Annotated in this window: 23 protein-coding genes; 14 read left to right on the top strand and 9 right to left on the bottom strand. The window is 73.7% G+C overall.

Annotated elements, in window-relative coordinates:
• The first annotated feature begins 21 nt into the window (after positions 1–21).
• From ABZX65_RS23305 to ABZX65_RS23355, 11 genes are all read left to right on the top strand, one after another.
• Entirely contained in the window at positions 22–1,482 is a 1,461-nt protein-coding gene (locus tag ABZX65_RS23305) for an ROK family transcriptional regulator (RefSeq protein WP_355343146.1), read from the top strand.
• A gap of 69 nt (positions 1,483–1,551) precedes the next feature.
• Positions 1,552–2,316 (top strand): GntR family transcriptional regulator, encoded by a 765-nt coding sequence (locus ABZX65_RS23310; protein WP_355343149.1) that lies wholly within the window; start codon positions 1,552–1,554, stop codon positions 2,314–2,316.
• Between the two features lie 132 nt (positions 2,317–2,448).
• Complete coding sequence (locus tag ABZX65_RS23315) at positions 2,449–3,567, top strand: TIGR03364 family FAD-dependent oxidoreductase (RefSeq protein WP_355343152.1); 1,119 nt, start codon at positions 2,449–2,451, stop codon at positions 3,565–3,567.
• A gap of 5 nt (positions 3,568–3,572) precedes the next feature.
• Entirely contained in the window at positions 3,573–4,343 is a 771-nt protein-coding gene (locus ABZX65_RS23320; RefSeq protein ID WP_355343155.1) for a phosphonatase-like hydrolase, read from the top strand.
• Positions 4,340–5,497: an ABC transporter ATP-binding protein gene (locus ABZX65_RS23325; protein WP_355343158.1), complete on the top strand. Its 1,158-nt coding sequence runs from the start codon at positions 4,340–4,342 to the stop codon at positions 5,495–5,497. Before ABZX65_RS23320 ends, ABZX65_RS23325 begins: the two co-directional genes overlap by 4 nt.
• A complete protein-coding gene (locus ABZX65_RS23330) occupies positions 5,490–6,488 on the top strand; it encodes a 2-aminoethylphosphonate ABC transporter permease subunit (protein WP_355343161.1) in 999 nt (332 codons plus the stop codon). Before ABZX65_RS23325 ends, ABZX65_RS23330 begins: the two co-directional genes overlap by 8 nt.
• On the top strand, positions 6,475–7,272 hold the full coding sequence (locus tag ABZX65_RS23335) for an ABC transporter permease subunit (RefSeq protein WP_355343164.1): 798 nt from the start codon (positions 6,475–6,477) through the stop codon (positions 7,270–7,272). The genes ABZX65_RS23330 and ABZX65_RS23335 overlap by 14 nt, the downstream gene beginning before the upstream one ends.
• A 91-nt stretch (positions 7,273–7,363) precedes the next feature.
• The gene (locus tag ABZX65_RS23340) at positions 7,364–8,452 is read left to right on the top strand and encodes a 2-aminoethylphosphonate ABC transporter substrate-binding protein (RefSeq protein ID WP_355343167.1); all 1,089 of its coding nucleotides are present in this window, start codon (positions 7,364–7,366) and stop codon (positions 8,450–8,452) included.
• Positions 8,453–8,719: 267 nt separating this feature from the next.
• Positions 8,720–9,499, top strand: coding sequence for an HAD-IIA family hydrolase (locus ABZX65_RS23345; protein ID WP_355343169.1), 780 nt, complete (start codon positions 8,720–8,722; stop codon positions 9,497–9,499).
• Between the two features lie 224 nt (positions 9,500–9,723).
• On the top strand, positions 9,724–10,338 hold the full coding sequence (locus tag ABZX65_RS23350; RefSeq protein WP_355343171.1) for a hypothetical protein: 615 nt from the start codon (positions 9,724–9,726) through the stop codon (positions 10,336–10,338).
• Positions 10,339–10,343: 5 nt separating this feature from the next.
• Entirely contained in the window at positions 10,344–11,024 is a 681-nt protein-coding gene (locus ABZX65_RS23355) for a class F sortase (protein ID WP_188283612.1), read from the top strand.
• A 174-nt stretch (positions 11,025–11,198) separates the two neighbouring features.
• Here ABZX65_RS23355 and ABZX65_RS23360 read toward each other — a convergent pair whose 3' ends face one another.
• Together ABZX65_RS23360 and ABZX65_RS23365 are read right to left on the bottom strand one after the other, a co-directional pair.
• The gene (locus tag ABZX65_RS23360) at positions 11,199–11,747 is read right to left on the bottom strand and encodes a hypothetical protein (RefSeq protein ID WP_355343174.1); all 549 of its coding nucleotides are present in this window, start codon (positions 11,745–11,747) and stop codon (positions 11,199–11,201) included.
• Between the two features lie 198 nt (positions 11,748–11,945).
• On the bottom strand, positions 11,946–12,815 hold the full coding sequence (locus tag ABZX65_RS23365) for a GAF and ANTAR domain-containing protein (RefSeq protein WP_355343177.1): 870 nt from the start codon (positions 12,813–12,815) through the stop codon (positions 11,946–11,948).
• A gap of 296 nt (positions 12,816–13,111) precedes the next feature.
• On the opposite strand from ABZX65_RS23365, the gene ABZX65_RS23370 reads away from it, so the two are divergent.
• Positions 13,112–16,108, top strand: a complete 2,997-nt coding sequence (locus ABZX65_RS23370) for an FAD-binding and (Fe-S)-binding domain-containing protein (RefSeq protein ID WP_355343180.1) — start codon at positions 13,112–13,114, stop codon at positions 16,106–16,108.
• On the opposite strand, the gene ABZX65_RS23375 is transcribed toward ABZX65_RS23370, so the two are convergent.
• Genes ABZX65_RS23375 through ABZX65_RS23390 form a run of 4 tightly spaced genes read right to left on the bottom strand, consistent with a single transcriptional unit; the run spans position 16,095 to position 18,587 of the window.
• Complete coding sequence (locus ABZX65_RS23375) at positions 16,095–17,246, bottom strand: PP2C family protein-serine/threonine phosphatase (protein ID WP_355343183.1); 1,152 nt, start codon at positions 17,244–17,246, stop codon at positions 16,095–16,097. The genes ABZX65_RS23370 and ABZX65_RS23375 overlap by 14 nt on opposite strands.
• The gene (gene mnhG / locus ABZX65_RS23380; RefSeq protein ID WP_355343185.1) at positions 17,243–17,614 is read right to left on the bottom strand and encodes a monovalent cation/H(+) antiporter subunit G; all 372 of its coding nucleotides are present in this window, start codon (positions 17,612–17,614) and stop codon (positions 17,243–17,245) included. The genes ABZX65_RS23375 and mnhG overlap by 4 nt, the downstream gene beginning before the upstream one ends.
• On the bottom strand, positions 17,611–18,048 hold the full coding sequence (locus ABZX65_RS23385) for a monovalent cation/H+ antiporter complex subunit F (protein ID WP_355343188.1): 438 nt from the start codon (positions 18,046–18,048) through the stop codon (positions 17,611–17,613). Before ABZX65_RS23385 ends, mnhG begins: the two co-directional genes overlap by 4 nt.
• The gene (locus tag ABZX65_RS23390) at positions 18,045–18,587 is read right to left on the bottom strand and encodes a Na+/H+ antiporter subunit E (protein WP_355343191.1); all 543 of its coding nucleotides are present in this window, start codon (positions 18,585–18,587) and stop codon (positions 18,045–18,047) included. Before ABZX65_RS23390 ends, ABZX65_RS23385 begins: the two co-directional genes overlap by 4 nt.
• A gap of 235 nt (positions 18,588–18,822) precedes the next feature.
• Between ABZX65_RS23390 and ABZX65_RS23395 the strand changes: the two genes are divergently transcribed.
• Positions 18,823–20,232, top strand: a complete 1,410-nt coding sequence (locus ABZX65_RS23395; RefSeq protein WP_355343194.1) for a M1 family metallopeptidase — start codon at positions 18,823–18,825, stop codon at positions 20,230–20,232.
• A 14-nt stretch (positions 20,233–20,246) separates the two neighbouring features.
• Positions 20,247–21,062, top strand: coding sequence for a pentapeptide repeat-containing protein (locus ABZX65_RS23400; RefSeq protein WP_355343197.1), 816 nt, complete (start codon positions 20,247–20,249; stop codon positions 21,060–21,062).
• A gap of 129 nt (positions 21,063–21,191) precedes the next feature.
• On the opposite strand, the gene ABZX65_RS23405 is transcribed toward ABZX65_RS23400, so the two are convergent.
• Genes ABZX65_RS23405 through ABZX65_RS23415 form a run of 3 tightly spaced genes read right to left on the bottom strand, consistent with a single transcriptional unit; the run spans position 21,192 to position 26,463 of the window.
• Positions 21,192–22,880: a Na+/H+ antiporter subunit D gene (locus tag ABZX65_RS23405; RefSeq protein WP_355343200.1), complete on the bottom strand. Its 1,689-nt coding sequence runs from the start codon at positions 22,878–22,880 to the stop codon at positions 21,192–21,194.
• Positions 22,877–23,362, bottom strand: coding sequence for a Na(+)/H(+) antiporter subunit C (locus tag ABZX65_RS23410; RefSeq protein WP_355343203.1), 486 nt, complete (start codon positions 23,360–23,362; stop codon positions 22,877–22,879). The genes ABZX65_RS23405 and ABZX65_RS23410 overlap by 4 nt, the downstream gene beginning before the upstream one ends.
• Positions 23,359–26,463, bottom strand: a complete 3,105-nt coding sequence (locus ABZX65_RS23415) for a Na+/H+ antiporter subunit A (RefSeq protein ID WP_355343206.1) — start codon at positions 26,461–26,463, stop codon at positions 23,359–23,361. The genes ABZX65_RS23410 and ABZX65_RS23415 overlap by 4 nt, the downstream gene beginning before the upstream one ends.
• Positions 26,464–26,578: the final 115 nt, after the last annotated feature.

The raw sequence follows: 26,578 nt of genomic DNA on the forward strand, positions 1-26,578 counted from the left end.
AGCGCGCGGGACAATGGCGGGGTGAACCCGTCCGCGCCCGGCGCCAACCTCCCCGCCCTCCGCAGCCACAACGCCGCGCTCGTCCTCGGCCTGCTCCGTACGGCCACGCTGTCGCCCGCCGACGCAGGCACGGACAGCGGCGGTACGGACAGCGGGGGTACGAGCGGCGGCGGTACGGGCGGTGGCGGAACGGACGGCGGCGGTACGGACGGCCGCGCGCGGGGCATCAGCCGTCTGGAGCTGGCCGAGCGGACCGGCCTCACCCCCCAGGCGGTCAGCAAGATCACCGCCCGGCTGCGGGCCGAGGGACTGGTCGAGGAGGCCGGGCGGCGCGCCTCGACCGGCGGCAAGCCGCGCACCGAACTGCGGCTCGTCAGCGGCGCCCGGCACGCCGTCGGCGTCCACCTCGACGGGGAACGGCTCACCGCCGTCCTCACCGACCTCACCGGCCGTACCGTCGCCGAACGCGAGGCGCCGCTGGACCTCGGCCTGCCCGTGGAGTCCGCGCTCGCCGCGATCGTCCACGAAGTACGGCTCATCGCCGCCCGCGCCCCCGGCGCCGTCCTCGGCGTCGGCGTCGGCATGCGCGGCCCCCTCGACCACCGCACCGGCACCCTCCACCGCGTCACCGGCTTCCCGCACTGGCAGGGCGTCCCGCTCCGCGCCCGCCTGGCCGCCGCCCTCGGCCTCCCGGTCGCCCTCGACAAGAACACCAACGCGGCGGCCCTGTCGATCCTGGCCGAGGCCGTCCCGGCGGGAAGCGTCCCGACCGGGGTCGTTCTGGCCGGGACCGGGGAGGGCTCACCGCCCCCGGCCGCCGCCCCCGGCGAGTGGTCCGCACCGACGGAGTCCGCCCCGGCCCCCGTCCCCGCCCCGGCCCCCGGAGCCGGTCGTCCCGCGTCCGGAGCCGGTCGTCCCGCGTCCGAAGCCGGTGGTCCCGCGACGGAGTCCGACCCCGCCCCTGGCGGCGAACCGCCGACGACGGCGGAGTCCGCAGCCGCCCGTCCCCGCCCCGCCGCAGGCGGCCCCCCGGCCTTCGCGTATCTGCACCTCGGGGCCGGGCTCGGCGCCGGGCTGGTGCTGGGCGGGGAGGTGTACCGGGGCGGGCGGACCGGGGCGGGGGAGTTCGGGCACCAGGCGGTGGAGCTGGGCGGGGTGCTGTGCGAGTGCGGCAACCGGGGCTGCCTGGAGGCGCTGTGCCTGGCGGCGGCCGGGCGCGGCGACACCGTGGGCGCGGCGCGGCTGCTGGGCGTCGGGGCGGCGAATCTGGTCGCGCTGCTCGACATCGACCGGGTGGTGCTGGGCGGCAGGACCGTACTGGCCGCGCCCGCCGTCTTCGCGGAGCAGGCCGCGGCCGTGCTGGCCGAACGCGGCCGGAGCGTGCCCGTGGGATTCGCCGCGGCGGGCCCCCGCGCGGTGGCCGAGGGCGCCGCCCTGCTCGTCCTGGCCCCGCTCTTCGGCAATGTCCTCACCCACGCCTGACGCGTCCCCGCCCGCCCGTGAGCAGGGCTCCGGGACCGGGCACCCCGTCCGGTCTGCGAGGATCGGGCAATGGCCGACGCAGATCCGCAGAGCCCGATCCGGGCGGGCATCCCGGAGCACGGGCGGGTGCCGAAGTACTTCGCCGTCAAGACCCGCCTCGAAGTCGTGCTCGACGAACTGGGCGAGGGCGGACTGCTGCCCACGGAGCGGGAGTTGGCGGCCCGCTTCGAGGTGGCGCGGGAGACCGTACGGCAGGCGCTGCGCGAACTGCTGATCCAGGGCCGGGTGCGCCGCAGGGGCCGCGGCACCGTCGTGGCCGGACCCAAGCTGGAACAGCCGCTGTCCACCGACAGCTACACCGAGGGCGTACGGCGGCAGGGCCGCGTCCCCGGCCGTAATCTGATCGCGCTGGAGCGGCTGCCCGCCGACCCCGGTCTCGCCGCCGAACTGCGGCTCGCGCCCGGCGACCCGGTGTGGCACATGGAGCGCGTGCTGCTCGCCGACGAGGAGCGGGTCGGCCTGGAGAGCACGTATCTCGCGGTGGCCCGACTGCCGCACCTGGAAAGGGACTTCGCGCCCGACACCTCCTTCTACGCCTTTCTGCGCGAGCGGATCGGCGTCGAGCCGGTCTCGGTGGACGAGCGGATCGAGACGGTGCTGGCCACACCGCGCGAGGCGCTGCTGATCGGTACGCCGCCCGCGCTGCCGATGCTGCTGCTGCACCGGTCGAGCCGGGACGAGGCGGGCGAGCCGCTGGAGCGGGTGCGGTCGCTCTACCGCGGCGACCGCTTCAGCTTCACCGTCCACATGGAGAAGAGCGACCGGCGGGGCTGAGGTCCCCGGTGGCCGACGTCCCCTTTTTAGTCACGGAATGATAACGGGTCTAGTCCAAGCTTGGAGACCTGTTCACCCGGACGTCGGTAGCCGGACGCGAGACGGCCACCCTCCGCCGCGAATCTCGACGGCGTGAGAGTCACTGTCGTAGGAGCCGGAGCGCTGGGCACGATGCATGCCTGGCACGCAGTCAACCGCGGCCACGAGGTCGTCCACCTGGAGCGCGAGCGGGAGGCCCGCGGCGCGTCCGTGCGCAACTTCGGCCTCGTGTGGGTCGGCGGCCGGGCGGCCGGTGCCGAACTGGAGACCGCGCTGCGCGCCCGCGAGCTGTGGGAGGGGATCGGCGCCCGCGTGCCCGGCGTCGGCTTCCGCGCCAACGGCTCGCTCACCGTGGTCCGCACCCCGGCCGAGCGGGCCGTCGCCGAGGACGTCCTGGGCCGCCCCGACGCCGCCGAGCGCGGCTACAAGTGGCTGTCGCCCGCCGAGGTCGCCGCCCACAACCCGGCCCTGCGCGGCGAACTCCTCGGCGCCCTGCTCTGCGAGCGCGACGCCGCCGTCGAGTCGCGTGTCGCCCTGCCCGCCCTGCGCGCCCACCTCGAAGCGACCGGCCGCTACACCTTCGTCGCCGGCCGCGAGGTCCGCGACGTCGACACCGGCCTGGTCCGCGACGACCACGGCACGTCGTACGCATCCGACAGCGTCGTCGTCGCCACCGGCGCCTGGCTGACCGGTCTCGTCAAGGAACTCGCGCCGAGCCTGCCGGTACGCAGGGTCCGGCTCCAGATGGCGCAGACCGACCCGCTGGGCGAACCGCTGACGACCTCCGTCGCCGACGCCGACAGCTTCCGCTACTACCCCGCCTACGACGGCGCCGCGCTCGACGCCCTGCGCGCGGGCCAGCCGCAGCCGCCGGTCGCCGCCGAGCACCGCATGCAACTGCTCATGGTCCAGCGCCTCGACGGCGGCCTCACCATCGGCGACACCCACGAATACGACGAAGCCTTCGCCTTCGACGTGATCGAGGACCCGTACGACCACCTGCTGGAACGGGCCGCCGAACTCCTCGGCCGCCCCCTGCCCACGATCCGCCGCCGCTGGGCCGGGGTGTACGCGCAGTGCGCCGACACCACCCGGGTCGTCCACCGCGAGCAGGTACGCGACGGCGTGTGGCTGGTCACCGGCCCCGGCGGTCGCGGCATGACCTGCTCCCCGGCGATCGGCGAGGACACCGCGAACGAGATCGGCTGGTGAACGACATGACCGAGACCACGGCGGCTGCCGCCGCCCCCGCACCCACGGAGCCGGGACCCGCCGCCTCCGCCTCCGCCCCAGGCGATACGTCCGACCTGCGGCTCGTCGTCCTCGACATGGCCGGGACCACCGTCGCCGACGACGGGCTGGTCGAACTGGCCTTCTCGCGGGCGGCCGAGGAGCTGGGGGTCGAGCCCGGCAGCGCGGACCACAGCGCCAAACTCGACTACGTACGCGCCACGATGGGCGAGTCCAAGATCACCGTCTTCCGCGCCCTGTTCGGTGACGAGCGGGCGGCACGGCGCGGCAACGCGGCGTTCGAGACCGCGTACGCCGCACTCGTCGACGGCGGCCGGTGCGCGCCGCTGCCCGGCGCGCGCGAGACGATCGACGCGCTGCGCGAGGCGGGCCGCAAGGTCGTCCTGACCACCGGCTTCTCCCGCGTCACGCAGGACGCGATCCTCGACGCGCTCGGCTGGCGCGACGTCGCCGACCTCACCTTGTGCCCGGCCGACGCGGGCCGTGGCCGCCCCTATCCCGACATGGTGCTCACCGCGCTGCTGCGCACCGGCACCGACTCCGTCCGCCAGGTCGCGGTGGCCGGCGACACCGCCTACGACATGCTCAGCGGCGTCCGCGCGGGCGCCCCGCTGGTCGCGGGCGTCCTGACCGGCGCTCACACCGAGGCTCAGCTCATCGCCGCGGGCGCCACCCACGTCCTGGCCTCGATCGCCGAACTCCCCGCCGCCGTCGCCCGCCGGGAGACCCCGCGATGACCGCCGCCGACCACCCGGCGGCGGAGCCGACGCCCGCGCCCCCGCGCGCGGGCACGACCGGCCCCGCGGGCATCCGGTTCGCGCAGGTGACCGTCGCCTACCACGGCCAGACGGTGCTGGACTCGCTCGACCTGACCGTCGAGCGCGGGGAGGTCATGGCGCTGCTCGGCCCGTCGGGGTCGGGGAAGACGACGGCGCTGCGGGCGGTGGCGGGGTTCGTGCGGCCGGTCAGCGGGCGGGTGGTGATCGGGGGACGGGACGTGACGGACCTGCCGCCGTACCGGCGGGGCATCGGGATGGTGGTGCAGCAGTACGCGCTCTTCCCGCATCTGCGGGTGGACCAGAATGTGGCGTTCGGGCTCAAGGCGCAGAAGGTGCCGCGCGGCGAGGTGCCCGGGCGGGTGGCGGACGCGCTGGAGATGACCGGCATGGCCGCGTACGCCCGGCGCTATCCGCGGGAGCTGTCCGGCGGGCAGCAGCAGCGCGTGGCCATCGCCCGCGCGCTGGCGATCAGGCCGGGGGTGCTGCTGCTCGACGAGCCGCTGTCGGCGCTCGACGCGCAGCTCCGCTCCGGGATGCTCACCGAACTGGCCCGGCTGCACCGCGAGTTGCCCGAGGTCTCGATCCTGTACGTCACCCACGACCAGATCGAGGCGCTGACGCTCGCCGACCGTATCGCCGTCCTGGACAAGGCCAGGCTCCGGGACTGCGGCACCCCGCACGACCTCTACCGGCACCCGCGCACGGCCTTCACGGCCTCCTTCGTGGGCAACGCCAATCTGCTGAACGTCAGCGCGGGGGAGGACGGCGCCGTACGGCTGGCGGACACCACCCTCCAGGTGGCCGCGAGCGGTACGGACGGCCCGGCGCCCGGCGCCGAGGCGACGCTGTGCGTCCGCCCGCACGCGCTGCGGCTGGCCGCCGCATCCGAGGAAGGCGGCGGCAACGTCCTGCGCGGCACCGTCACCGCCGTGCAGTGGCGCGGCCACACGCACCGGCTGCTCGTCGCGGCGTACGGGCACGAACTGCGCGCCGACGTAGGGGACTTGCGGCAGCCGCCGCGGGCGGGCGACGAGGTCGGGCTGACCTTCGCGGCCGAGGACGCGGTGCTGCTGCCCGCGGGCCTCGGCGCGGGAGGTGTCGGCGTTGGCTAGGACGACGCAGGCGCCGCTCGTACCGGAGGCGAAGCCGGACGCCACGCCGGACGCCCCACCGGCCGCCACACCGGCCGCGCGCACCGCCACGTCCGCCGCGGACAAGGGCGGTTCGCGGCGGCTGACCGTGCCCGGCCCGCTCTGGCCCCTGCCGCCCCTGGCCGCGATCGGCTTCTTCTTCCTCTATCCGCTCTTCCTGGTCGGCAAGCAGTCCCTCTCACCGGACAGCGGCGGCCACTCCGTGTCCGCGTACACCGACGTGTTCACGGAGGAGTCGTTCCGCAAGGCGCTGTGGAACACCGTGTGGATCGCGGTCGGTTCGACCGCGGGCTGTCTGGTCCTCGGCTTCGTCCTGGCCCTGGTGATCGCCTTCGTGCCGTTCCCCGGCGGCAAGGCGCTCAGCCGCTTCATCGACATCTTCCTGGCCTTCCCCTCCTTCCTGATCACCCTCGCGCTGCTGTTCCTCTACGGCACCGTCGGCATGGCCAACGGCCTGTGGACGGACGTGACGGGCGGCGCGAGCGGCAGCGGCCCGATCGACTTCCTGCGCACGCCGTGGGGCGTACTCCTGGCGGAGATCACGTACTTCACGCCCTTCGTGATGCGCCCGCTGCTCGCGGCCTTCTCCCAGGTGGAGACCGCCCAGTTGGAGGTCGCCTCGTCGCTGGGCGCGCGGGCGCCGCGGATCGTACGGCAGGTGATCCTCCCCGAGGCGCTGCCGTCGCTCGCGGCGGGCGGCAGCCTCGTCCTGGTCATGTGCCTCAACGAGTTCGGCATCGTGCTCTTCACCGGCGCCAAGGGCGTCACCACCCTGCCGATGCTCGTCTACAGCAAGGCGATCCTCGACGGCGACTACCCGGGGGCGTGCGTCGTCGCGGTCGTCGCCGTCGTGCTGTCGGTGACGCTCTACGGCCTCTACCGGGCCGTCGTGGCCCGTACCACCACCCTCGCAGGAGGCTTCACCGGAGGTGCCCGCCGTGCTGGTGCATAGCCGCAGCGGTCGCTGGACGGCCTGGGCCGTCTTCTTCGTCCTGTTCCTGCCGGTCTTCGCGCTGCCCTTCCTCGTCGTGCTGATGGCGTCCTTCGCCACCAACTGGAGCGGCGCCTTCCCGTCCCACCCGACGCTGACGCACTATCAGGACATCACCAAGGGCGACTCGGCGCACGCCCTGACCACCAGCCTGTGGACGGCGCTGGCCGCCAGCGTGCTGGCCCTGCTCGTCGGCGGCTGGGCGGCGCTCGCCGCCGAACGCCTGCGCGGCTGGCAACGACGCCTGCTCGACACCCTGTTCATGCTGCCCGTCGCCGTGCCGTCCGTCGTGGTCGGCCTGTCCCTGCTGGTCGCCTTCTCCAAGCCGCCGCTGCTGCTCAACGGCACCCGCGAGATCGTGATCCTGGCCCACACCGTCCTGGTCACCGCCTTCGCCTACCAGTCCGTGAGCGCCGCGCTCGTCCGCCTCGACCCGGCGTACGAGCAGAGCGCCGCGAGCCTGGGCGCGCGGCCCGCGTACGTGCTGTTGCGGATCAGGCTTCCGCTGCTGCTGCCCTCGCTCACCGCCGCCGCCGGACTCTGCTTCGCCCTGTCCATGGGCGAGTTGAGCGCCACGATGATGCTCTACCCGCCCGACTGGCTGCCGCTGCCGGTCCAGATCTACGGCGCGACGAACCGCGGTTCGCTCTACTCGGGCGCCGCCCTGGCCGTCGTCCTCATGGTGACGACCCTGCTCGTCCTGCTCGGGATGTCCCGCGTCCGCACCCGGGCCTCCTACCGCTGAGCCCCGCCGTTTCCCCTTATCTCCAATCCGTTTCCCCTTTTCCCCTTTCTCCTTCCCGATTGACCACACCCAGCAAGGAGTTCGACCTGCCATGCGCAAGCGCAGCCCCATCACCCCGCTCACCGCCGTCGCCGGCACCCTCACGCTCGGTCTCGCCCTCGCCGCCTGCGGCGGCTCCTCCGACTCCGGCTCCGGTTCCTCGGACGGCAAGGCGTCCACCGAGGTCACCGTCTACAGCGCCGACGGCCTGCACAACGAGGCCGGGGACGGCTTCTACGACAAGGTGTTCAAGGACTTCACGGCGAAGACCGGCATCAAGGTCAACTACGTCGAGGGCGGCTCGGGCGAGGTCGTGCAGCGCGTGATCCGCGAGAAGTCCAACACCAAGGCCGACCTGATCGTCACGCTGCCGCCCTTCATCCAGCAGGCCGACGCCAAGGGGCTGCTGACCACGTACAAGCCCGCCGGTTCCGACAAGGTCGACGCCGCCGACAAGGGCGTGGACGGCAACTGGACCTCGATCGTCAACAACTACCTGTGCTTCATCTACAACACCAAGGAACTGCCGACCCCGCCCAAGACCTGGAACGACCTGCTGGACGGCAAGTTCAAGAACAAGCTCCAGTACTCCACCCCCGGTGTCGCGGGCGACGGCACCGCCGTCGTCATCAAGGCCATGCACGACTTCGGCGGCCAGGCCCCGGCGATGGAGTACCTGAAGAAGCTCCAGGCCAACAACGTCGGCCCGTCCGCGTCCACCGGCCAGCTCGCCTCCAAGGTCGACAAGGGCGAACTGCTGGTCGCCAACGGCGATGTGCAGATGAACTACGCGGACCAGGCGACGATGCCGCACCAGGGCATCTTCTTCCCGGCCGCCGACGCCTCGGGCAAGCCGACCACCTTCGCGCTGCCGTACGCGGCCGGGCTGGTGAAGAACGCGCCGCACGAGGACGCGGCCAAGAAGCTGCTCGACTACTTCCTGACCACCGAGGTCCAGCAGGAGGTCTCCTCAATCGGCGGCGGCTTCGCGGCCCGCACCGACGTGACCGCGACCGACGCCAACGCCGCCAAGCTCAAGCAGATCATGTCGGGCGTGGACGTCTTCACCCCCGACTGGTCCGACATCGACGCCCACCTGACCGACTACGTGGACGCGTGGAAGACCGCCACCGGAAGCTGACTCCTGGCCGAGCGGCAGGTCACCGGTCAGCCGGCCGTTGGCTGACCGGGGGACCGCCGTGACGCGGCGGCCGACCAGCACGCGAGACGGCCGGGGCGGGTGCCATCCGCCCCGGCTACGCTGGTGAGTGAAGCCGTGGGCAGAAGCCGGCGTGCTGAGGCCGTGGGCTGAAGCCGGCGTGCTGAAGCCGTGCGCGGAAGCGGCGCGCGGATGCCGCGAGCGGATGCCCCGGGCGCGAGCTGTGCGAGGAACAGGAGAGCGGAACCCGTGTCGACACGCAGGCCCATCGAGTCGTGGCTCACCGACATGGACGGGGTGCTGATCCATGAGGGCACTCCCATCCCGGGCGCCGACGCCTTCATCAAGGGGCTGAAGGAGTCCGGCAAGCCCTTCCTGGTGCTCACCAACAACTCCATCTACACCCCGCGCGACCTGCACGCCCGGCTGACCCGCATGGGTCTCGACGTACCGGTCGAGAACATCTGGACGTCCGCGCTGGCCACCGCCAAGTTCCTGGACGACCAGCGCCCCGGCGGCACCGCGTACGTGATCGGCGAGGCGGGGCTGACCACCGCCCTGCACGACGTCGGCTACATCCTCACCGACACCGACCCGGACTACGTCGTCCTCGGCGAGACCCGTACCTACAGCTTCGAGGCGCTCACCAAGGCGATCCGGCTGATCAACAACGGCGCCCGCTTCATCGGCACCAACCCCGACGAGACCGGGCCGTCCCCCGAGGGCGTGCTGCCCGCGACCGGCTCCGTGGCCGCGCTGATCACCAAGGCCACCGGCAAGGACCCCTACTTCGTGGGCAAGCCCAACCCGCTGATGATGCGCGCCGGGCTCAACGCGATCGGCGCGCACAGCGAGACCAGCGCGATGATCGGCGACCGGATGGACACCGACGTGCTGGCCGGTCTGGAGTCCGGCATGACCACGTTCCTGGTGCTGACCGGCCTCACCGCGCCCGCCGACATCGACCGCCACCCCTTCCGCCCCTCGCGCGTCGTGAACTCGATCGCGGACCTCGTGTCGGAGATCTGAGCCCCGGCCCGCAGCCCCCAGCGCCGGCCCCCGAGCCGGCGCGCGGCCCCCGGAGCCCCGGGCCCGGGAAAGCCGAGCCGACACACCGATTCGTCACTCTCCGTAGAGCGTCCCTCACCCTGATGGACGATTGAGGCGCCCCTCGGGGTGCGGGCGGCGGCCGTCGCAGGGATGTTCGTAAGCACCGGGCGCGAGTCCCCGCTCCCGGACGAGCGGAGGTCTCCATGTTCGGTCTGAAACTGCCCGTCATCGCCGCAGCCGGTGCCGTCGGAGTGTTCGCGCTCGGTGGCGCCTCGGGGCTGCCCAGCCAGGCGATCGCCGACTCGGGCGGAGGGGGATCGTCGTCCTCTTCCTCCTCGTCGTCGTCCTCGTCCTCGTCGTCCAGCTCCTCGGACTCGATGGACGTGTCGCCCGCCAGCGTGGCGCCGGGTGGTGTCGTGAGCCTGCACCTGGAGACCTCCTGCAAGTCCGGCGGCAAGGCCCGCGCCAGCGCCGAGGTCTTCGTGGACACCGTCACCCTCGCCCCGGCGAGCGACGGCTCCCACTCGCTCGAAGGCACCGCGTTCATCAAGTCCGACGCGGTCGACGGCTCGTACGAGATCTCCGTCGAGTGCAACGGCTCCTCCAGCTCCGCGTCCGCGTCCGTGACGGTCACCGGCGCCAGCACCTCGCTGCCGATCGCGCCCGTCCCCGCGGGCGGCGGCGGCACCGCGCAGCTCGCGGCCGGGCCCGGCACGGCCGGTTCCGACACCAGCGCGCTGCTGGTCACCGGCGGCTTCGCGGCCGTCGGCCTGGCGGGCCTCGTGATCCACCGGCGCCGCAGCTCCGACCGCGGCTGACCGGGATGGCGGAAGGGGCGGAGGCCGCGGGCGGCGGCGAGGACGGTCCACGGCCCGACAACAGGACCTGGACGACCGCGGCCGTCGCCCTCGTGCTGCTCGCGGCCTGGCTGTTCGGACACGACGGCGGCGGCAGCGGCACGGAGGCCACCCCCGGCGGCCGGGCGCTGGCCGCCGCCGCTGCCGACCGCCCGCGCGAGGTCTACGCCCCCCACCTGCCGATGCCCGCCTCCACGCCGCTGCGCATCGACATCGCCTCGATCGGGCTGCACGCCAAGCTCGTCGGCCGCGGCCTGAAGGACGGCGCGGTCGACCCGCCGCCGTACGCCACCCCGGACGTCGCGGGCTGGTACCGCGACGGACCGTCGCCGGGAACGGCGGGCGCGGCGCTGATCGTCGGCCACGTCGACACCGAGACCCGCGCGGCCGTCTTCTACGGGCTGAGCACCGTCGAGCCGGGCGCGCTGGTGGAGGTGACCCGCGCGGACGGCACGGTCGCCGAATTCTCCGTCGAGGGCGTCGAGGTGGTGGAGAAGGACCACTTCGACGCCAACCGGGTGTACGGGTCCTCGGGGCGACCGGAACTGCGGCTGATCACCTGCGGCGGCTCCTTCGACAAGGAGAAGCAGGCGTACTCGGCGAACGTCGTGGTCTTCGCGGCGCTGACCGGCAACCGCACGACCTGACGCACGCAGTACGACCTGACGCACGTACGGCCCGACGACGTACGACCTGACGCACGTACGGCCCGGCACGCGGACGGCCTGACGCGCGTGTCGAGACCCGCATCCCTCCCGGGGTGCGTACCGCGCCCGGCCGGTGGCTCGCCTCCCCCGCGAAGCCGCCCGGCCGGGCGCTCCTCACCCTCGGGCGCCTGGACTGCGGGAGGCGTCCGGCGCGGCCGGGGGAGTGGGGGGAACCGTGGGGGCGTGGGGCAGTTGGGTCCTGAAGCGGATGAGCACGGCGCCGTCCACGGCGTGGTGCACCTGGACCCCGTCGATCGTCACCGGGTGGGCCGCGGCCTCGGCGAGCCGCCTGCACAGGTCCCTGGCCTCGTCGCGGGCCGGTTCCGGCACCGGCTCCGCGCCGTCGCCGGGCAGCCCGTGGTCGTAGCCGTAGTCGGTGACCGCGACCGCGCAGTGCCCGCCGTCCACGCCCAGGGTGACGCGGTAGCGCCGGGCCAGGCTGTGGGCGACCAGGTAGGCGCACGCCAGTGAGGTGGCGTCGGTGATCAGGGCGCCGATCCCGCCGTACGGGCCGCCGAGCGTGTCGAGGGCGGCGCGGGTCATACGGGCCGCCAGTTCGTCGCTGCCGGGCAGGCGGCCGACGGAGAAGGTCCAGGACACGTCGAGCACCGGGCGGTCGGCTTCGCGTGGGGGGAGGTACGCGGATGCCGCGAGCTTGACCATGGGCAAACCAAGTCCTGGCGTCGTCGGGCCGTGCCTGAGCGGACGGGAGAGTACGGGTCTGAGCGCCGCGACCGGGGTCGCGGGCCGCGAAGTGCCCCACACCCTAGAACACCGAACTCCCGTGCACCAGAGGGAATATGACGGTTGGTTACACGTTCTCTACGCAATGCGACGTCACCGGCCGCGGCATGGGCGGCGTCACCGGCCGGGGCCCCCGCGCAGCTCCGCCGCGTCCACCGTGCTGTCGAGCAGGCCCTGCGCCAGGTCGGACAGCCGGATGCGGCGCGTCCTGGCGTGGCTGCGCAGCGCGGTGAAGGCGGCGTCCACGCTCACCTGCCAGCGCTCGGCGAGCAGCCCCTTGGCCTGCTCGACCAGGACCCGGCTCTCCAGCGCGGACTGGAGCTGGTCGGCGAGCTGTTCGCGCTGCCGTCTGACCCGGCGCTGGAGCACCCCGATGGTGGTGACGTCGGCGAGCGCCTGGGCCAGCTCGGCGTAGCCGTCGGGGAGCGGGCCGGGCGCCGTACGGAACAGCGTCAGGGCGCCGATGGTCTCCTCGCGCCAGCGCATGGGGACGGCGAGGACGGCGCCGTAGCCCGCGGCCAGCGCGGCCCCGGTGAAATCGGGCCACCGGCCCGCCGCCGCGCCCAGCACGTCGGCGCGCACCGGCGCGCCCGCGCGGTGGCACTCCCGGCCGGGGCCCTCGGCGGCGACCAGCGCCCGTACGGCCTCGTCCGTGACCGCGACCACCTCAGGCTCCGCGCTCCCGCGCGATTCCGCCACCAGCAGCAGCCCGGCCGCCGCCGCCCCGAGCACCCCGACACACCGCCCGACCAGCACGTCCCCGACCGCGCCGCCCCCGTCGAGCGTGTCGGCCACGGCCACGAAGGCCGCCCCGAGCGCGGCGGCGTACGGCTCGGGCGCCGGGGAGTCGGCGGGAGCGCCGGGCCGGACCCCGGAAGGGCCGCTCGTGGCCGGACCGTTCGTGGCCGGACCGTTCGAGGCGGGGCCGCTCGTGGCGGGACCCTTCGTGGGAGGGCCGGAAGGATCACCTGGCGCGCTGTGGCTCATTCTCGCTGCTCCCCGTTCGTGCCCGGCCCCCGTTGCCGGACTCGCAGCCGAGTATCCGCCGTCGGGTCGGCGCGGCGCCTCCGCCGTAGGTCGGAGACGGCGGAGCAGCGCGGGGCCCGCGGGGCGAGCGGGAACGCGGAGTCCGTCATACCTTGGCAATCGGTGGGCTCCTCCCGAGCACCGAGAGCCGAGTACCGAGCACCCGGAGCCGCCGACCCGAGAACCGCCGCGAGCCCAGCGCCCACGACCGAGAACCGGAAGCCACCACGTCCCACGGTCCGCCCGAGGAGGTCCGGATGCCCGTGCCCGATCCGAAGGGCGAGGCACTGCGCCCTGTGCCGCCCGCGAGCGCCGCGCCCGACCGGGTGGAGGAGTCACGGGCCACCGGCACACCGCAGGGCCTCAAGGCCGCGCTGACCGAGCTGCTGGGCGCCGACAAGGTCCTCACCGGCGTCTCCGACCTCGTGCGCTACGCCTCCGACGCCAGCCCGTACCGCTTCGTGCCGCAGGCCGTCGTCCTGCCCGAGAGCGCGCAGGACGTCGTCAGGCTGCTGGCCTACGCCCGCCGCGAGCGCCGCCACCTGGTCTTCAGAGCCGCGGGCACCAGCCTGAACGGCCAGGCGCAGGGCGAGGACATCCTGGTGGACGTGCGCCGCCACTTCAGCGGCGTCGAGGTCGAGGCCGACGGCGCGCGGGCCCGTATCCTGCCCGGCACCGTACTCGCGCGGGCCAACGCCACCCTGGCCCGGCACGGCCGGGTGCTCGGCCCCGACCCGGCCAGCGCCGTCGCGTGCACGGTCGGCGGAGTCGTCGCCAACAACGCGTCCGGGATGGCCGCGGGCACCAGCCGCACCTCGTACCGCACGGTCACCTCGATGACCGTCGTGCTGCCGTCTGGCACCCTCGTGGACACCGGCGACCCCGACGCCGACGCGGCGCTGGCCGCCGCCGAGCCCGAGCTGTGCCAGGGCCTGCTCGACCTGCGGGACGAGATCGAGGCCGACGAGGAGCTGACCGCCAGGATTCGCGCGAAGCACGCGATCAAGAACACCAACGGCTACCGGCTCGACGCCTTCCTCGACGCCGAGACGCCCGCGCAGATCCTGCGCGGTCTGATGGTCGGCTCGCAGGGCACCCTCGGCTTCGTCGCCGAGGCCGTCTTCGAGACGCTGCCGATACGCGCGGCGGCCACCGCCGCCCTGCTGTTCTTCCCGACGCTGCCCGCCGCCGCCGCGGCCGTGCCGCTGTTCAACCAGGCGGGGGCCGAGGCTGTCGAGCTGATGGACGGCAACACCCTGCGGGCCGCCGTGGGCGTGCCCGAGGTGCCGGGGGAGTGGGCCGCGCTGCCGCGCGAGACGACCGCGCTGCTGGTGGAGTTCCGGGCCGCCGACGACACGGAGCTGGCCGCGTACGAGCGGGCCGCCGTCCGGGTCTGCGACGACCTCGGCCTGGTCACGCCCGTACCGTCCGCGGACAACGCCTTCACCCGCGACCCGGCGCGGATCGCCGGCCTGTGGCGTATCCGCAAAGCCTTCGTCGCGGCCGTCGGGAGCGCCCGCCCGTCGGGCACCACACTGATCACCGAGGACTTCGCGGTACCGCCGGAGCTGCTCGCCGACGCCTGCGCCGAGCTGCTGGAACTCCAGGAGCGGCACGGCTTCGACGCGGCCGTCGCGGGCCACGCCGCGCACGGCAATCTGCACTTCCTGCTGACCTTCGACGCGGCCGACCCCGCCGACGTGGAGCGGTACGCCGCCTTCATGGACGACTTCTGCCACACCGTCGTCGAGCGGTTCGACGGCTCGCTGAAGGCCGAGCACGGCACCGGCCGCAACATCGCGCCCTTCCTCGAACTGGAGTGGGGCGCGAAGGCCACCGCCCTGATGTGGCGGGTCAAGCGGCTGCTCGACCCGGACGGCGTCCTCGCCCCCGGCGTCGTCCTCGACCTGGACCCGCGCGGCCACCTGCGCGGCCTCAAGACGATCCCGGCCATCGAGGCCGTCGCCGACGCCTGCATCGAGTGCGGCTTCTGCGAGCCCACCTGCCCCAGCCGCGACCTGACCACCACTCCCCGACAGCGGATCGTGCTGCGCCGCGAGATGCTCCGCCAGCCGCCCGGCTCCCCGGTCCTCCAGGCGCTCCTGGACGCGTACGGATACGACGCCGTCGACACCTGCGCGGGCGACTCCACCTGCGCGCTGGCCTGCCCGGTCGGCATCGACACCGGCGCGATGATGCGGGACTTCCGGCACGCAGGGCACTCCCGTACCGAGGAGCGGGTCGCCGCCTCCGTCGCCACCCACTGGAAGGCCGCGGAACGCGCCGCCCGCGCCGCGGTGGCCGCCGCCGACGCGGTACGCGACCGGGTCGGCGACCGCCCGCTGACCGCGGGCACCGGCCTGGCCCGCAGAGCCGTACGCCCGGACCTGATACCCGAATGGCTCCCCGAGATCCCCGGCGCCGCCCCCCGGCTGCCCCGCACCGAGAAGGACGGCGCGACCGCCGTGTACTACCCGGCGTGCGTCAACCGCGTCTTCGGCGTCCCGGCCACCCGGTACGGGTCGCTGCCGCAGGCCGTCGTCAGCGTCTCCGCGCGGGCCGGCCGCCCGGTGTGGATCCCGGACGACGTCACGGGCACCTGCTGCGCCACCATCTGGCACTCCAAGGGCTACCTGGCGGGCAACGCGGTGATGGCCAACCGGATCGTGGAGGCCGCCTGGCTGTGGACCGGCGGCGGACGGCTGCCGATCGTGGTCGACGCCAGCTCCTGCACGCTCGGCCTGGCCCGCGACGTCGTGCCGTACCTCTCCGACGCCAACCGTGAGCTGCACGGCGAGCTGACCGTCATCGACTCCGTCGTCTGGGCCGCCGAGCACCTGCTGCCGCGGCTGACGGTCACCGACACCGTCGCGTCCGCCGTCCTGCACCCGACCTGCTCGATGCGGCACCTCGGCGACACCGGCGCGCTGGAGACCGTCGCGCGGGCCTGCGCCCGCGAGGTCGTCGTACCCGACGACGCGGGCTGCTGCGCCTTCGCGGGCGACCGCGGGATGCTGCACGAGGAGCTGACCGAGGCCGCGACGCGCCCCGAGGCCGAGGAGGTCGCGGCGCGCGGCTACGACGCGTATCTGTCGGCGAACCGGATGTGCGAGCTGGGCATGGAACACGCCACGGGCGAGGCGTACGAGTCGGTGCTGATCGCGCTGGACCGCGCGACACGCGGCCTGCCGGTCACCCACGCGGCGCCCGCGCCGGACGCCCGGGACACGACGACAGCGGTCACACCGGATTGAGCGGCGGGTCCTGCGGGTGGGCCGGCAGGGGCCGTTGCTGGGGCGCGAGCAGCAGCAGGACCACGTCGTCGGTGAGCGAGCCGCCCGCGTGCTCCAGCAGATCGCTGTAGACCCGCTCCACGGCGTCGTCCAGGTCGTACGAGGCACCGGCCACCAGGCGGCCGACCCGCTCGGCCAGCGGGTAGAAGGAGTTGTCCCGCGGGCTGCGCGCCTCGATCACCCCGTCGGTGCACAGCACCAGCACGTCGCCCGGCATGAGCGGCACCCGCCATGGGGTGGGCCCCTCGGCCACCATGTCGGCCAGGCCCAGCGGCAGCCACGGCTCGTTCGGGTACAGCGTCTCCACCTCGCCGTCCCGCGAGACCCGCAGCGGCGGCACATGGCCGTAGTGCAGCAGTTCCACGCTGTCCGGCTTGTCGAACTGCGCGAACAGCGCCGTGATGAAGTCCCCGCCGGTCACATGCCGGCCGACGCTGATGTCCACCCGGCGCGCCACCCGGTCGAGTCCGCCCTCGTCGAACGCGGCCTCGCGGAAGGCGCCGAGCACCACGGCCGAGGTCTGCACCGCGCCCAGGCCCTTGCCGCGCACGTCGCCGATCAGCGCCCGCACGCCGTACGGGGTGTCGAGCACCGCGTACAGGTCGCCGCCGATCTGCGCCGCGTCGGCCGCCGACACGTACCGCACGGCCAGTTGGATACCGCCCACGCGCGGGGCGGGCGGGCGCATCAGGGCGTGCTGGGCGGCCTCGGCGACGGAGGTGATGGCGCTGAACGCCTTCGCGCCGGTCTCGCGGCGCCAGGCGATGTAGATGCTGAAGAGGGTCACCGAGCCGTACGCGAAGACCTGGCCGAAGAACACGTCGTGATCGGGGATCTCGGCGATGCCGTCGTAGGGCGCGAGCGCCGCCTGGACGATCAGGCCCAGCACGCCGATGAACAGGGTCCGCCGCCAGTTGACGGTGATCGCGGCCAGCGGCGGCGCGGCCACGATGCCCGGCGTGATGAAGTGGTCCCGGCCCGCCGCGAGATCGGCGATCACGACCAGCGCGATGACCAGCAGGGGGAGCGACATACCCATACGTGACAGGTATTCGTCCTCCACATGCTGTAGCGCCCTGACCACGCGGACATTCTTCACACGGTGAACCTATCTGGCCTTTCCGGCCGGGTCAGCCGCTCGTCCAACTCGTCAAGGACCAGCCGGTCGCCGTCCACCTGGCCCGTGCGGTACGCCGCACGGCCCACGATATGAGCCGCGACCGGCACAGTCATCAGCTGAAACGTGCCAATCAGTACCAGCGTTCCCAGATCCACCCAGGAACGCAACCGCAGGGCGACCCCGAGCAGCACCAACAGCAGCCCGAGCACCTGCGGCTTGGTCGCCGCGTGCATACGGGTGAGGGTGTCGGGCAGCTTCAGCAGCCCGACCCCGGCCACGAAGCTCAGCCCCGCGCCGAGCAGCAGGCACACCGCCGCGGCCCAGTCGCCCACCGCGGTCCAGCTCATCCGCCCGTCTCCTCACCGTCAGCGGCCGTGCCCTCCCGGCCGTCATCCCTTTTCGGCCGCTCGGTCCGCTCGGTCCGCTCGGCCCCCTCGGGCTCCACCGGCTCCCCCGGCCGCCCCGGCCCTCCTGGCTCCCCTGACCCCGCCGGCTCCTGCCCGCCCGGCCGCTCCGGGGGCTCCGCGCCGCGCACCGCGATGAAGCGGGCGCTGGCCACCGAGCCGGTGAAGCCGAGGAAGGCCAGGACCAGCAGCACCGGCAGGGTGTACGGGGTGCGCGCCTCCGCGGCCCGCGCGCCGAGTCCGGCCACCACGACCGCCAGCAGCGCGTCCACCGCCACCGCCCGGTCCAGCATCGAGGGGCCGCGCGCCAGCCGGACGAAGACCATCACGCCGGAGGCGACCAGCAGGGCGAGCACCACCCCCGTCACCCAGTTCACGGCGCACCCGTACCCGGCTCGGGGGCCGTCAGGTCCGCGATCTCCGCGCGGGTGCCGAACGCCCGTACCACCAGCTGCTCCAGGCGTCTGACCTCGGCGCGGGCCTGGTCCGTGCCCGCGCTGTCGGAGCCCATGACGTGGACGAAGAGCGTGCCGGTGGAGCGCTGGATCTCCAGTACGGCGCTGCCCGGCACCGCGCAGACCGCCACGGCCGTCGCGGTCAGCATCAAGTCGCTGCGGGAGCGCAGCGGTACGGCGAGCACCGCGCAGGGCAGCGGCGACGGGGTGAGGATCTGCCAGACCGTACGCAGCCCGGCCACCGTCAGATCGGCCAGGAAGTAGGCGGCGAAGCGGACCAGGCCCACCGGGTGCAGCCGCAGTTCGAGTTCGAGCGGCGGGAGGGGGAAGGCCAGGCAGAGCACGACGCCGACGGCCAGGCCGGTCAGCACATTGCCCGCGGTGACCTTTCCCCACAGCAGCACCCAGACCACGGCCAGCCAGAGCACCAGCGGCCACTGGATTCTCCGCAGGGTACGCACCCGCCGAATGCTCGCAGACCGGACACGTGTGACGCGCCTACGACACGGGTGTCACGTTCCGGCCGTTGTGTTGCGCCGGGTGAACGTTCTGCGACAGCAGTGAGTACAGGGGTGGCTGGGACGGTTGGGGCTCCTTAGGGTCGCCGTGTACCTGCCACTCGGCCGCCGCCACCCGCCTCGCGGCGGCGGCCACTTGGCACCTGCCGCTTGTCGTTCACCGTGCTGGAGGACCCCTGTGCGTAAGAGAGTCATCGCGTCCACTGCCGCCGCCCTCGGCCTGCTGCTGGCGATCCCGGCGGCCGCTGCCGACACGGGGCCGGGCGCGCCCGGTATCGGCGACCCGTACTACCCGACCTACGGGAACGGCGGCTACGACGTCTCCCACTACGACCTGAACCTCGACTACCAGCCCAGCACCGACCTGCTGTCGGGCACGGCCGTCATCACGGCGACCGCCACCCAGGGACTGACCAGCTTCGACCTGGACTTCGCGCTGACCGTCAGCCGGGTCACCGTCGACGGGAAGCCCGCCGCCTTCGCCACCAGCGGCGAGCAGGAACTGGTCATCACCCCCGCCAGGCCGATCGCCAAGGGCCACCGGATCACCGTCGCCGTCACGTACTCGGGCGTCCCCTCCACCGTGAAGCGCTACGGCTTCACGTCGTGGCAGCGCACCCCGGACGGCGCAGTCGCCGCCAACGAACCCGAATCCGCGTGGTGGTGGTTCCCCAGCAACGACCACCCGGCCGACAAGGCCACCTACGACGTGCGCGTCACGGTCCCCGACGGCGACCAGGCGATCAGCAACGGGCTGCTGGTCTCGCGGAAGTCCGAGGACGGCCGGACCAGCTACCACTGGCGCGAGACCAAGCCGCAGGCCACGTACCTCACCACGTTGGCCGTCGGCCACTTCGACATCACGCACAGCCGCACCCGCACCGGCGTCCCGGTCATCAACGCGTACAGCGCCGACCTCCCCGCGGCCACCGCCGCCAACGCCCGCGCCAGCGTGGAGCGGACCGCCGAGATCGTCGACTTCCTCAGCGGCTGGTTCGGCCCCTACCCCTTCGACGCGGCCGGCGGCTACGTGCCCAACGTGACGTCGCACTTCGCGCTCGAAGCGCAGACCCGCGTCTTCTACAGCCCCAGTTCCTTCGCCACCAAGGCCAACACCAACGTCGTCTCGCACGAACTGGCCCACCAGTGGTGGGGCGACGACGTGTCGCTGGAACGCTGGTCCGACATCTGGCTCAACGAGGGCTTCGCCAGCTACGCCCAGTTCCTGTGGGCCGAGCACGAGGGCACCGGCACCCCGCAGCAGCTCGCCCGGGACATCTACGACGCGCACCCCGCCGACGACCCGTTCTGGACGGTCAAGCCGGGCGACCCCGGCCCCGACAACCAGTTCGACGACGCCGTCTACGACCGCGGCGCCGTCGCCATCCAGGCGCTCCGCGACACCATCGGCGACCGCGACTTCCGTACCCTGCTCAAGGCGTGGCCCGCCCTGCACCGCTACGGCAACGCCACCATCGCCGACTTCCAGCGGCTCGCGGAGCGGATCTCCGGGCAGCGCCTCGGCACCTTCTTCCAGACCTGGCTCTACACCCCCGCCAAGCCCGCGGTCTTCCCCTCGGCGCCGTGAGGCACCATTGACCGGTGGACACGCCGACGGGTGAGACGAGTGAGCTGCGGGCCGACTGCGGCGACTGCTTCGGGCTGTGCTGCGTGGCCCTCGCCTTCACCCGCTCCGCGGACTTCGCCGCGGACAAGGCCGCCGGGGAGCCCTGCGGGCACCTCGGCGGCGACCACCGCTGCGGCATCCACCGCGAACTGCGGGGCCGCGGCTACCGGGGCTGCACCGTCTACGACTGCTTCGGCGCGGGCCAGAAGCTCTCCCGGATCACCTTCGGCGGGCAGGACTGGCGCGACGCCGCCGACGGGGGGCGGTCGATGTTCGCGCTGCTGCCGGTCGTCCGGCAGCTCCACGAACTCCTCCGCTACCTCGGCGAGACGCTGGCGCTGCCTTCCGCCCGGCCCGTGCACGCCGCCGCAGAGGCGGCCGTCGCCCGGATCTCCGGGCTCACCCTCGGCACCCCCGATGCCCTGCTCGCCCTCGACGTCGCCGCCGAGCGCGCGCCCGTCAACGAGATCCTGCTCCGCGCCAGCGCCCTGGCCCGCGCCGGCACCCCCGGCCGCGACCGGCGCGGCGCCGACCTCATCGGCCGCGGGTTCCGCGGGGCGGACCTGCGCGGCACCGACTTCCGCGGGGCCTATCTGATCGCCGCCGACCTGCGGCGGGCCGACCTGCGCCTCGCCGATCTCATCGGTGCCGATCTCCGCGACGCCGATCTGCGCGGGGCGGATCTGCGCGGGGCCCTCTTCCTCACCCCGCCCCAACTCACCGCCGCCCGCGGCGACTCCACCACCGTCCTTTCGCCAGGTGGCCCGCCCCGCCCCGCCCACTGGACCTGACGCCCGGGGCAGGACGCGCCCCGTCGGGGGCATGGGGAACCGCGCGCTCAACTACCGCGTTCCCGCGGGTCACCACCCGCCCCGGCGGGGCAGTCCGGTTGTCTCCGGACCACCGGCCGGTGGGGACCGTCAGTGGCGGAGGACCGCCGAGACGTACGGGGTTCGGGACAGCAGCTCGCTCGCGGAGCGATCGGCGAGGCCGGTGAGGGGCCCGGCCAGGACGGTGAACGACAGACCGAGCGCGACCATGGCGCAGGTGGCGAGAAGCATCGGCGCGGGGAGGGCCGCCGTGGTGGTGATGGGCCGCCCGCTGAGGGACGCGGCGTGGGCGGCCCCGGCGGGCAGCGGCACGGCGGTCGCCCCGGAGTCCTCCCCGGGCGACGGGGGCGACGGCGGCGACGGTGGCGCGGGTGCCGGCCCCGAGCCGCCCTCCTCCGCGTCGGCGGAGTCCTCGTCGGATTCCAGGACGGTGCCGTCCTCGCACAGATCGGGCGGGGCGGCACGCCAAAAGGCCAGGTTCCAGACCTTCGCCAACGCGTACAGCGTCAGCAGGCTGGTGACGATGCCGCCCGCGACCAGGACGTACGCCCAGCCGCCCCCGTTGGCGATGCCGGCGCGCAGCAGGCCGAGTTTGCCGAGGAAACCGGACAGCGGCGGAATACCGGCGAGGTTCATGGCGGGGACGAAGAAGACGACGGCGAGCAGCGGCGAGATCCGGGCCAGACCGCCCAGCCGCAGCAGATCCGTCGTGCCGCCGCGCCGTTCGATCAGCCCCGCGACGAGGAAGAGCGTGGTCTGCACGGTGATGTGGTGGGCCACGTAGAAGACGGAGCCCGCGATGCCGCCGCGTGAGGCGAGCGCGATACCGAAGACCATGTACCCGATGTGGCTGACCAGCGTGAAGGACAGCAGCCGCTTGAGGTCGGTCTGGGCGACCGCGCCCAGGATGCCGATCACCATCGACAGCAGGGCGACCAGCATCAGCGGGTCGGCGAGCCGCCCGCCGGGGAACAGCAGCGTCTGGGTCCGCAGTATCGAGTAGACGCCGACCTTGGTGAGCAGACCGGCGAAGACGGCGGTGACCGGTGCGGGCGCGGTCGGGTACGAGTCCGGCAGCCACGCCGCCAGCGGGAAGACGGCGGCCTTGATGCCGAAGACGGTCAGCAGCGCCAGTTGCAGCAGCAGCCGTACGCCGGAGGGCAGTTCGGCCAGCCGCCCGGCGAGCAGCGCCAGATTCACCGTCCCGGCCGCCGCGTAGACCATCCCGATCGCGACGAGGAACAGCACCGACGACAGCAGCGACACCACCACGTACGTGGCGCCCGCCCGCATGCGGGCCGCCGTACCGCCGAGCGTCAACAGCACATAGCTGCTGGTCAGCATGATCTCGAAGCCGACGTAGAGGTTGAACAGGTCGCCCGCGAGGAAGGTGTCGCAGACCCCGGCGACCAGGATCAGATACGCCGGGTGGAAGACGGACAGCGGTGTCGCCGCGTCCTGGTCGGCCATGCCCTGGCCGATCGAGTAGATGAGCACGCACAGCGTGACCGCGGCCGACACCACCAGCATCAGCCCGGACAGCCGGTCGGCGACCAGCGTGATGCCGACCGACGCGGGCCAGGTGCCGGTGTGCATGACCTGCGGCCCGTCCCGGTCGGCGGCCACCAGCAGGGCGAGCGACGCGCCGAGCACCGCGCACAGCACGCCCGCGCTGATGAACCGCTGCGTACGCGGCAGCCGTTGGCCGATCGCCAGCTTCACCCCGGCCGCGAGCAGCGGCAGCGCCACCGGCAGCGGCAGCAGGTCGGACGCGGTCACCGGTCGGCCCCCAGTACGTGGTCCCAGACCTCGTCGTCGAGGTCCTCGGTCTCCTCCGCGCGGGCCTGCCGCACCCGGTCCGCCCGCAGCACGGCCCGCAACTCCGCCCGCGTGCCCTCGTGTTCGGCGCGCAGCGCGATCCGGATGTCCTCGACGTCGTCCTGCACGTCGTCGTTCCCCGACAACTGCCAGCTCCGGTACGCCATCGCCAGCAGGAACGCCGTCAGCGCCAGCGTGATGACGATCGCGGTGAGCGCCATCGCCTGCGGCAGCGGGTCGGTGACGTCCTTCGGGTCGGTGCCCGGATACAGCAGCGGCGGCTTCCCCGCCTTGCCCGACGTGGCGAGCACCAGCAGATTCGCCCCGTTGCCGAGCAGCACCGCGCCCAGCAGGATCCGGGTCAGCGGTCTGGACATCAGCAGCGCGGTGCCGCAGCCGAACAGCACACCGCCCACCGCGATGAGCGCGATCGTCGCCTTCACGTGACCTCCCTCTCCCCGCGGCCGTCCCGTTCGATCTGGAGGTCGATCTCGGCGCCCAGGCCGCGCAGCACGTCCAGGACGACGCCGAGCACCAGCAGGTAGACCCCGAAGTCGAAGAGCACCGGGCTCGCCAGATGGACCGAACCGAACAGCGGCAGCCGCGCGTGGTACGTGCCCGCGTCGAGCACCGCGCGCCCGAACACCAGCCCGCCCAGGCCCGTACCGACCGACACGACCAGGCCCGCGCCCAGCAGGAAACCGGCGTCCACCGGGGCCGCGGCGGCCAACTCGTACCGCCCGCCCGCCAGATAGCGCACCACCAGCGCCAGGCCCGCGACGAGCCCGGCCGTGAAGCCGCCGCCGGGCAGATTCTCCGCGCTGAACAGCAGGTAGAGGGAGAGCACCAGGATCGGGTGGAAGGTCAGCCGGGCCACCACCTCGAAGACCACCGAGCGGCGCTCCTGCGCGAGGGTGCCGCTCGCCGACAGCCAGGTCCGCTCGGGGGCCAGTGACGCCGGGCCCGGCGCCTCGCGCGGCCCCGCCCGCCATACGGTGCCCGGTTCCTCGCCGTCCGCTGCCCGTGGCAGCGAGCCCGCGCGGCGGCGCAGGAACAGCAGACTCGTCACGCCGACCGCGGCGACCGCCAGCACCGCGGACTCGCCCATCGTGTCCCAGGCGCGCAGATCCACCAGGATCGTCGCCACCACGTTCTTCACGCCGTCGTGCTCGGTCGCCTCGATCAGCGCGGCGCGGGCGTCGCTCGCCCGGCGGGCCGCCGCCGTCAGATACGTCAGGCCCGCGACGAGGGCGCCCGCGGCGGCGCCCACCGCGTAGTTTGCCGCGCGGCGGCGCGGGGCGGTGCGCGGGAAGCGCGCCGGTAGGCGGCGCAGCACCAGCACGAACACCACGATGCTGGCCGTCTCCACGGTGAACTGCGTCAGGGCCAGGTCGGGGGCGCCCTGGAGCACGAACAGCACCGCCGTGCCGTAGCCCGTGGTGCCCGCCAGCACCACCGCCTTCATCCGCAGCCGGGCCGTCACGCACAGCACCGCCGCCGCCATCACCGCGACCGCCACGGCGGCCTGCGCCGCGTCGTCCGCCAGGCGGGGGCCGCCGCCGGGGGTGTGCCAGGGGGCGTCGTGGACCAGGGCGTACGACTCGGTGCCGGTGAACACGAGGAGGGCGGTGGTCAAGTAGACCGCGAGGGAGCCGCGTTGCACCGTGCCGGTGAGCTGGAGGGCGAACCATTCGGTGCCGCGGATCATGCGGGCGAAGGCCGCTTCGGCGGTGGGGAGGGCCGTTTTCCGGGCGAGCCGGATCAGGGGGGTGTTCCCCGCGAAGAGGGCTGCGCCCAGGGCCCAGGCGACCAGGGACAGGGCCAGGGGGGTGCCCCAGCCGTGCCACAGCGCCAGGTGGTACGGCGTGGCGCCGTCCGCTTCCGGTACGGAGTGGGCGTACTGCCCGAGCAGCGGTTCGAGGTGGGTGACGTAGGGGCCGAGGACCGTCCCGGCGAGTGCCAGCGTTCCTACGGGCACCGCCTTTTCCCAGCCCTTCAGGTGTGGGCTGGCCGTGTGTGGGCGGGGTGTGTGTGCGCTGGCCGTGCGTGGGCTGGCCGTGTGTGCGCTTGCCGTGTGTGCGCGGGTCGGTCCCGGGCCGGGGTACCTCCTCGAGCTGCGTGCTGCCTGCTCCCGCGCATCCGTCGCCGCCCTGTCGGCACGCAAATCTGCGGGGGCACCCCGGCCCGTCCCCTCCGGTGCGTCGGCGGCTGCGGGGGGAGGGGCGGCAGGGGGCTCGCTCGCGCTTGACGGTGCCTCGCGGACCGCCTCGCTCGGTCCGAAGGCGCCCCACAGGAAGCGCAGGGTGTATGCGACGGTCAGGGCGGAGCCGAGGACGGACAGGGAGAGGGGGAGGGGGGTCAGGGCGTCGAAGGCGGCTTCTTTGGCGGGGAAGCCGAGGAAGGGGGGGAGGCCGGTCATGGAGGCGGCGGCGAGGGTGGCGGCGGCGCACAGGAGGGGGGAGGTGCGGGCCAGGCCCGACAGGCGGCGGATGTCGCGGGTGCCGGTGGTCTGGTCGACGGCGCCGACGACGAGGAAGAGGGCGGCCTTGAAGAGGGCGTGGGCGAACAGGAGGGTGACTCCGGCGAGAGCGGCGTTGTGGGAGCCGGTGCCGACCAGGGCGGTGAGGAAGCCGAGTTGGCTGACGGTGCCGTAGGCGAGGATCCGTTTGAGGTCGAATTCGCGCAGGGCGCGCCATCCGCCGAGGAGCATGGTGGCCAGGCCGAGGCCGACGGTGAGGGCGCGCCAGGGGCCGACGGGGGCGAAGGCGGGGGAGAGGCGGGCGACGAGATAGACACCGGCCTTCACCATGGCCGCCGCGTGCAGGTAGGCGCTGACGGGGGTGGGCGCGGCCATCGCGCCGGGCAGCCACAGGCTGAAGGGCCACACGGCGGACTTGGACAGGGCGCCCGCGAGGACCAGGACGAGGGCGACGCGTACGGCGGGACCGGTGGCGGGCGGGTGGGCGATCAGCGCGGACAGCCGGTAGGTGCCCGCGAGGTGGCCGAGCATCAGCAGCCCGACGAGCATGGCGAGGCCGCCCGCGGTGGTGACCACCAGGGCCTGGAGGGCGGAGCGCCGGTTGGCCTTCTTCTCGGCGCTGTGGCCGATCAGCAGGAAGGACAGGACGGTGGTCAGCTCCCAGAAGACGTACAGGAGCATCAGGTCGTCGGCCAGGACGAGGCCGAGCATGGCGCCCGCGAAGGCGGTCAGGGTGCCCGCGAAGCCGCCGAGTCCCGGCTCGTCGTCGCGGAAGTACCCGGCGCAGTAGACCAGGACGAGGGCGCCGACGCCGCCCGCGAGGACGGCGAGCAGCAGGCTCAGCGCGTCGAGGCGCAGCGCGATCTCCAGGTCGAGGGCGGGCGCCCAGTGCCAGGTCTGTTCCCGGACCCGGCCGTCCGCGACCGCGTTCCACTGGAGGGCCGCCCAGACGGCGGTCGCGGCGGGCGCGGCGGCGAGCACGAGGAAGGCCCGGCGGCCCCACCACCGCGTGAACACCCCCGCGAAACCCGCCAGCACGAAATGACCCACGATCAGCCCCAGCACGGGCCGACCTTCCTCCGCCCGCCCCGCCCCGTACGCCTGCCGCGCCCGCCGCCGCCCAGGACCACCCGTGCGGAGCACACCGGCGGGCACACGGAGAAGGCCCCCCGCTCGCGCG

This window comes from Streptomyces sp. NPDC003300 (genome assembly GCF_040610915.1).
Lineage (GTDB): Bacteria > Actinomycetota > Actinomycetes > Streptomycetales > Streptomycetaceae > Actinacidiphila.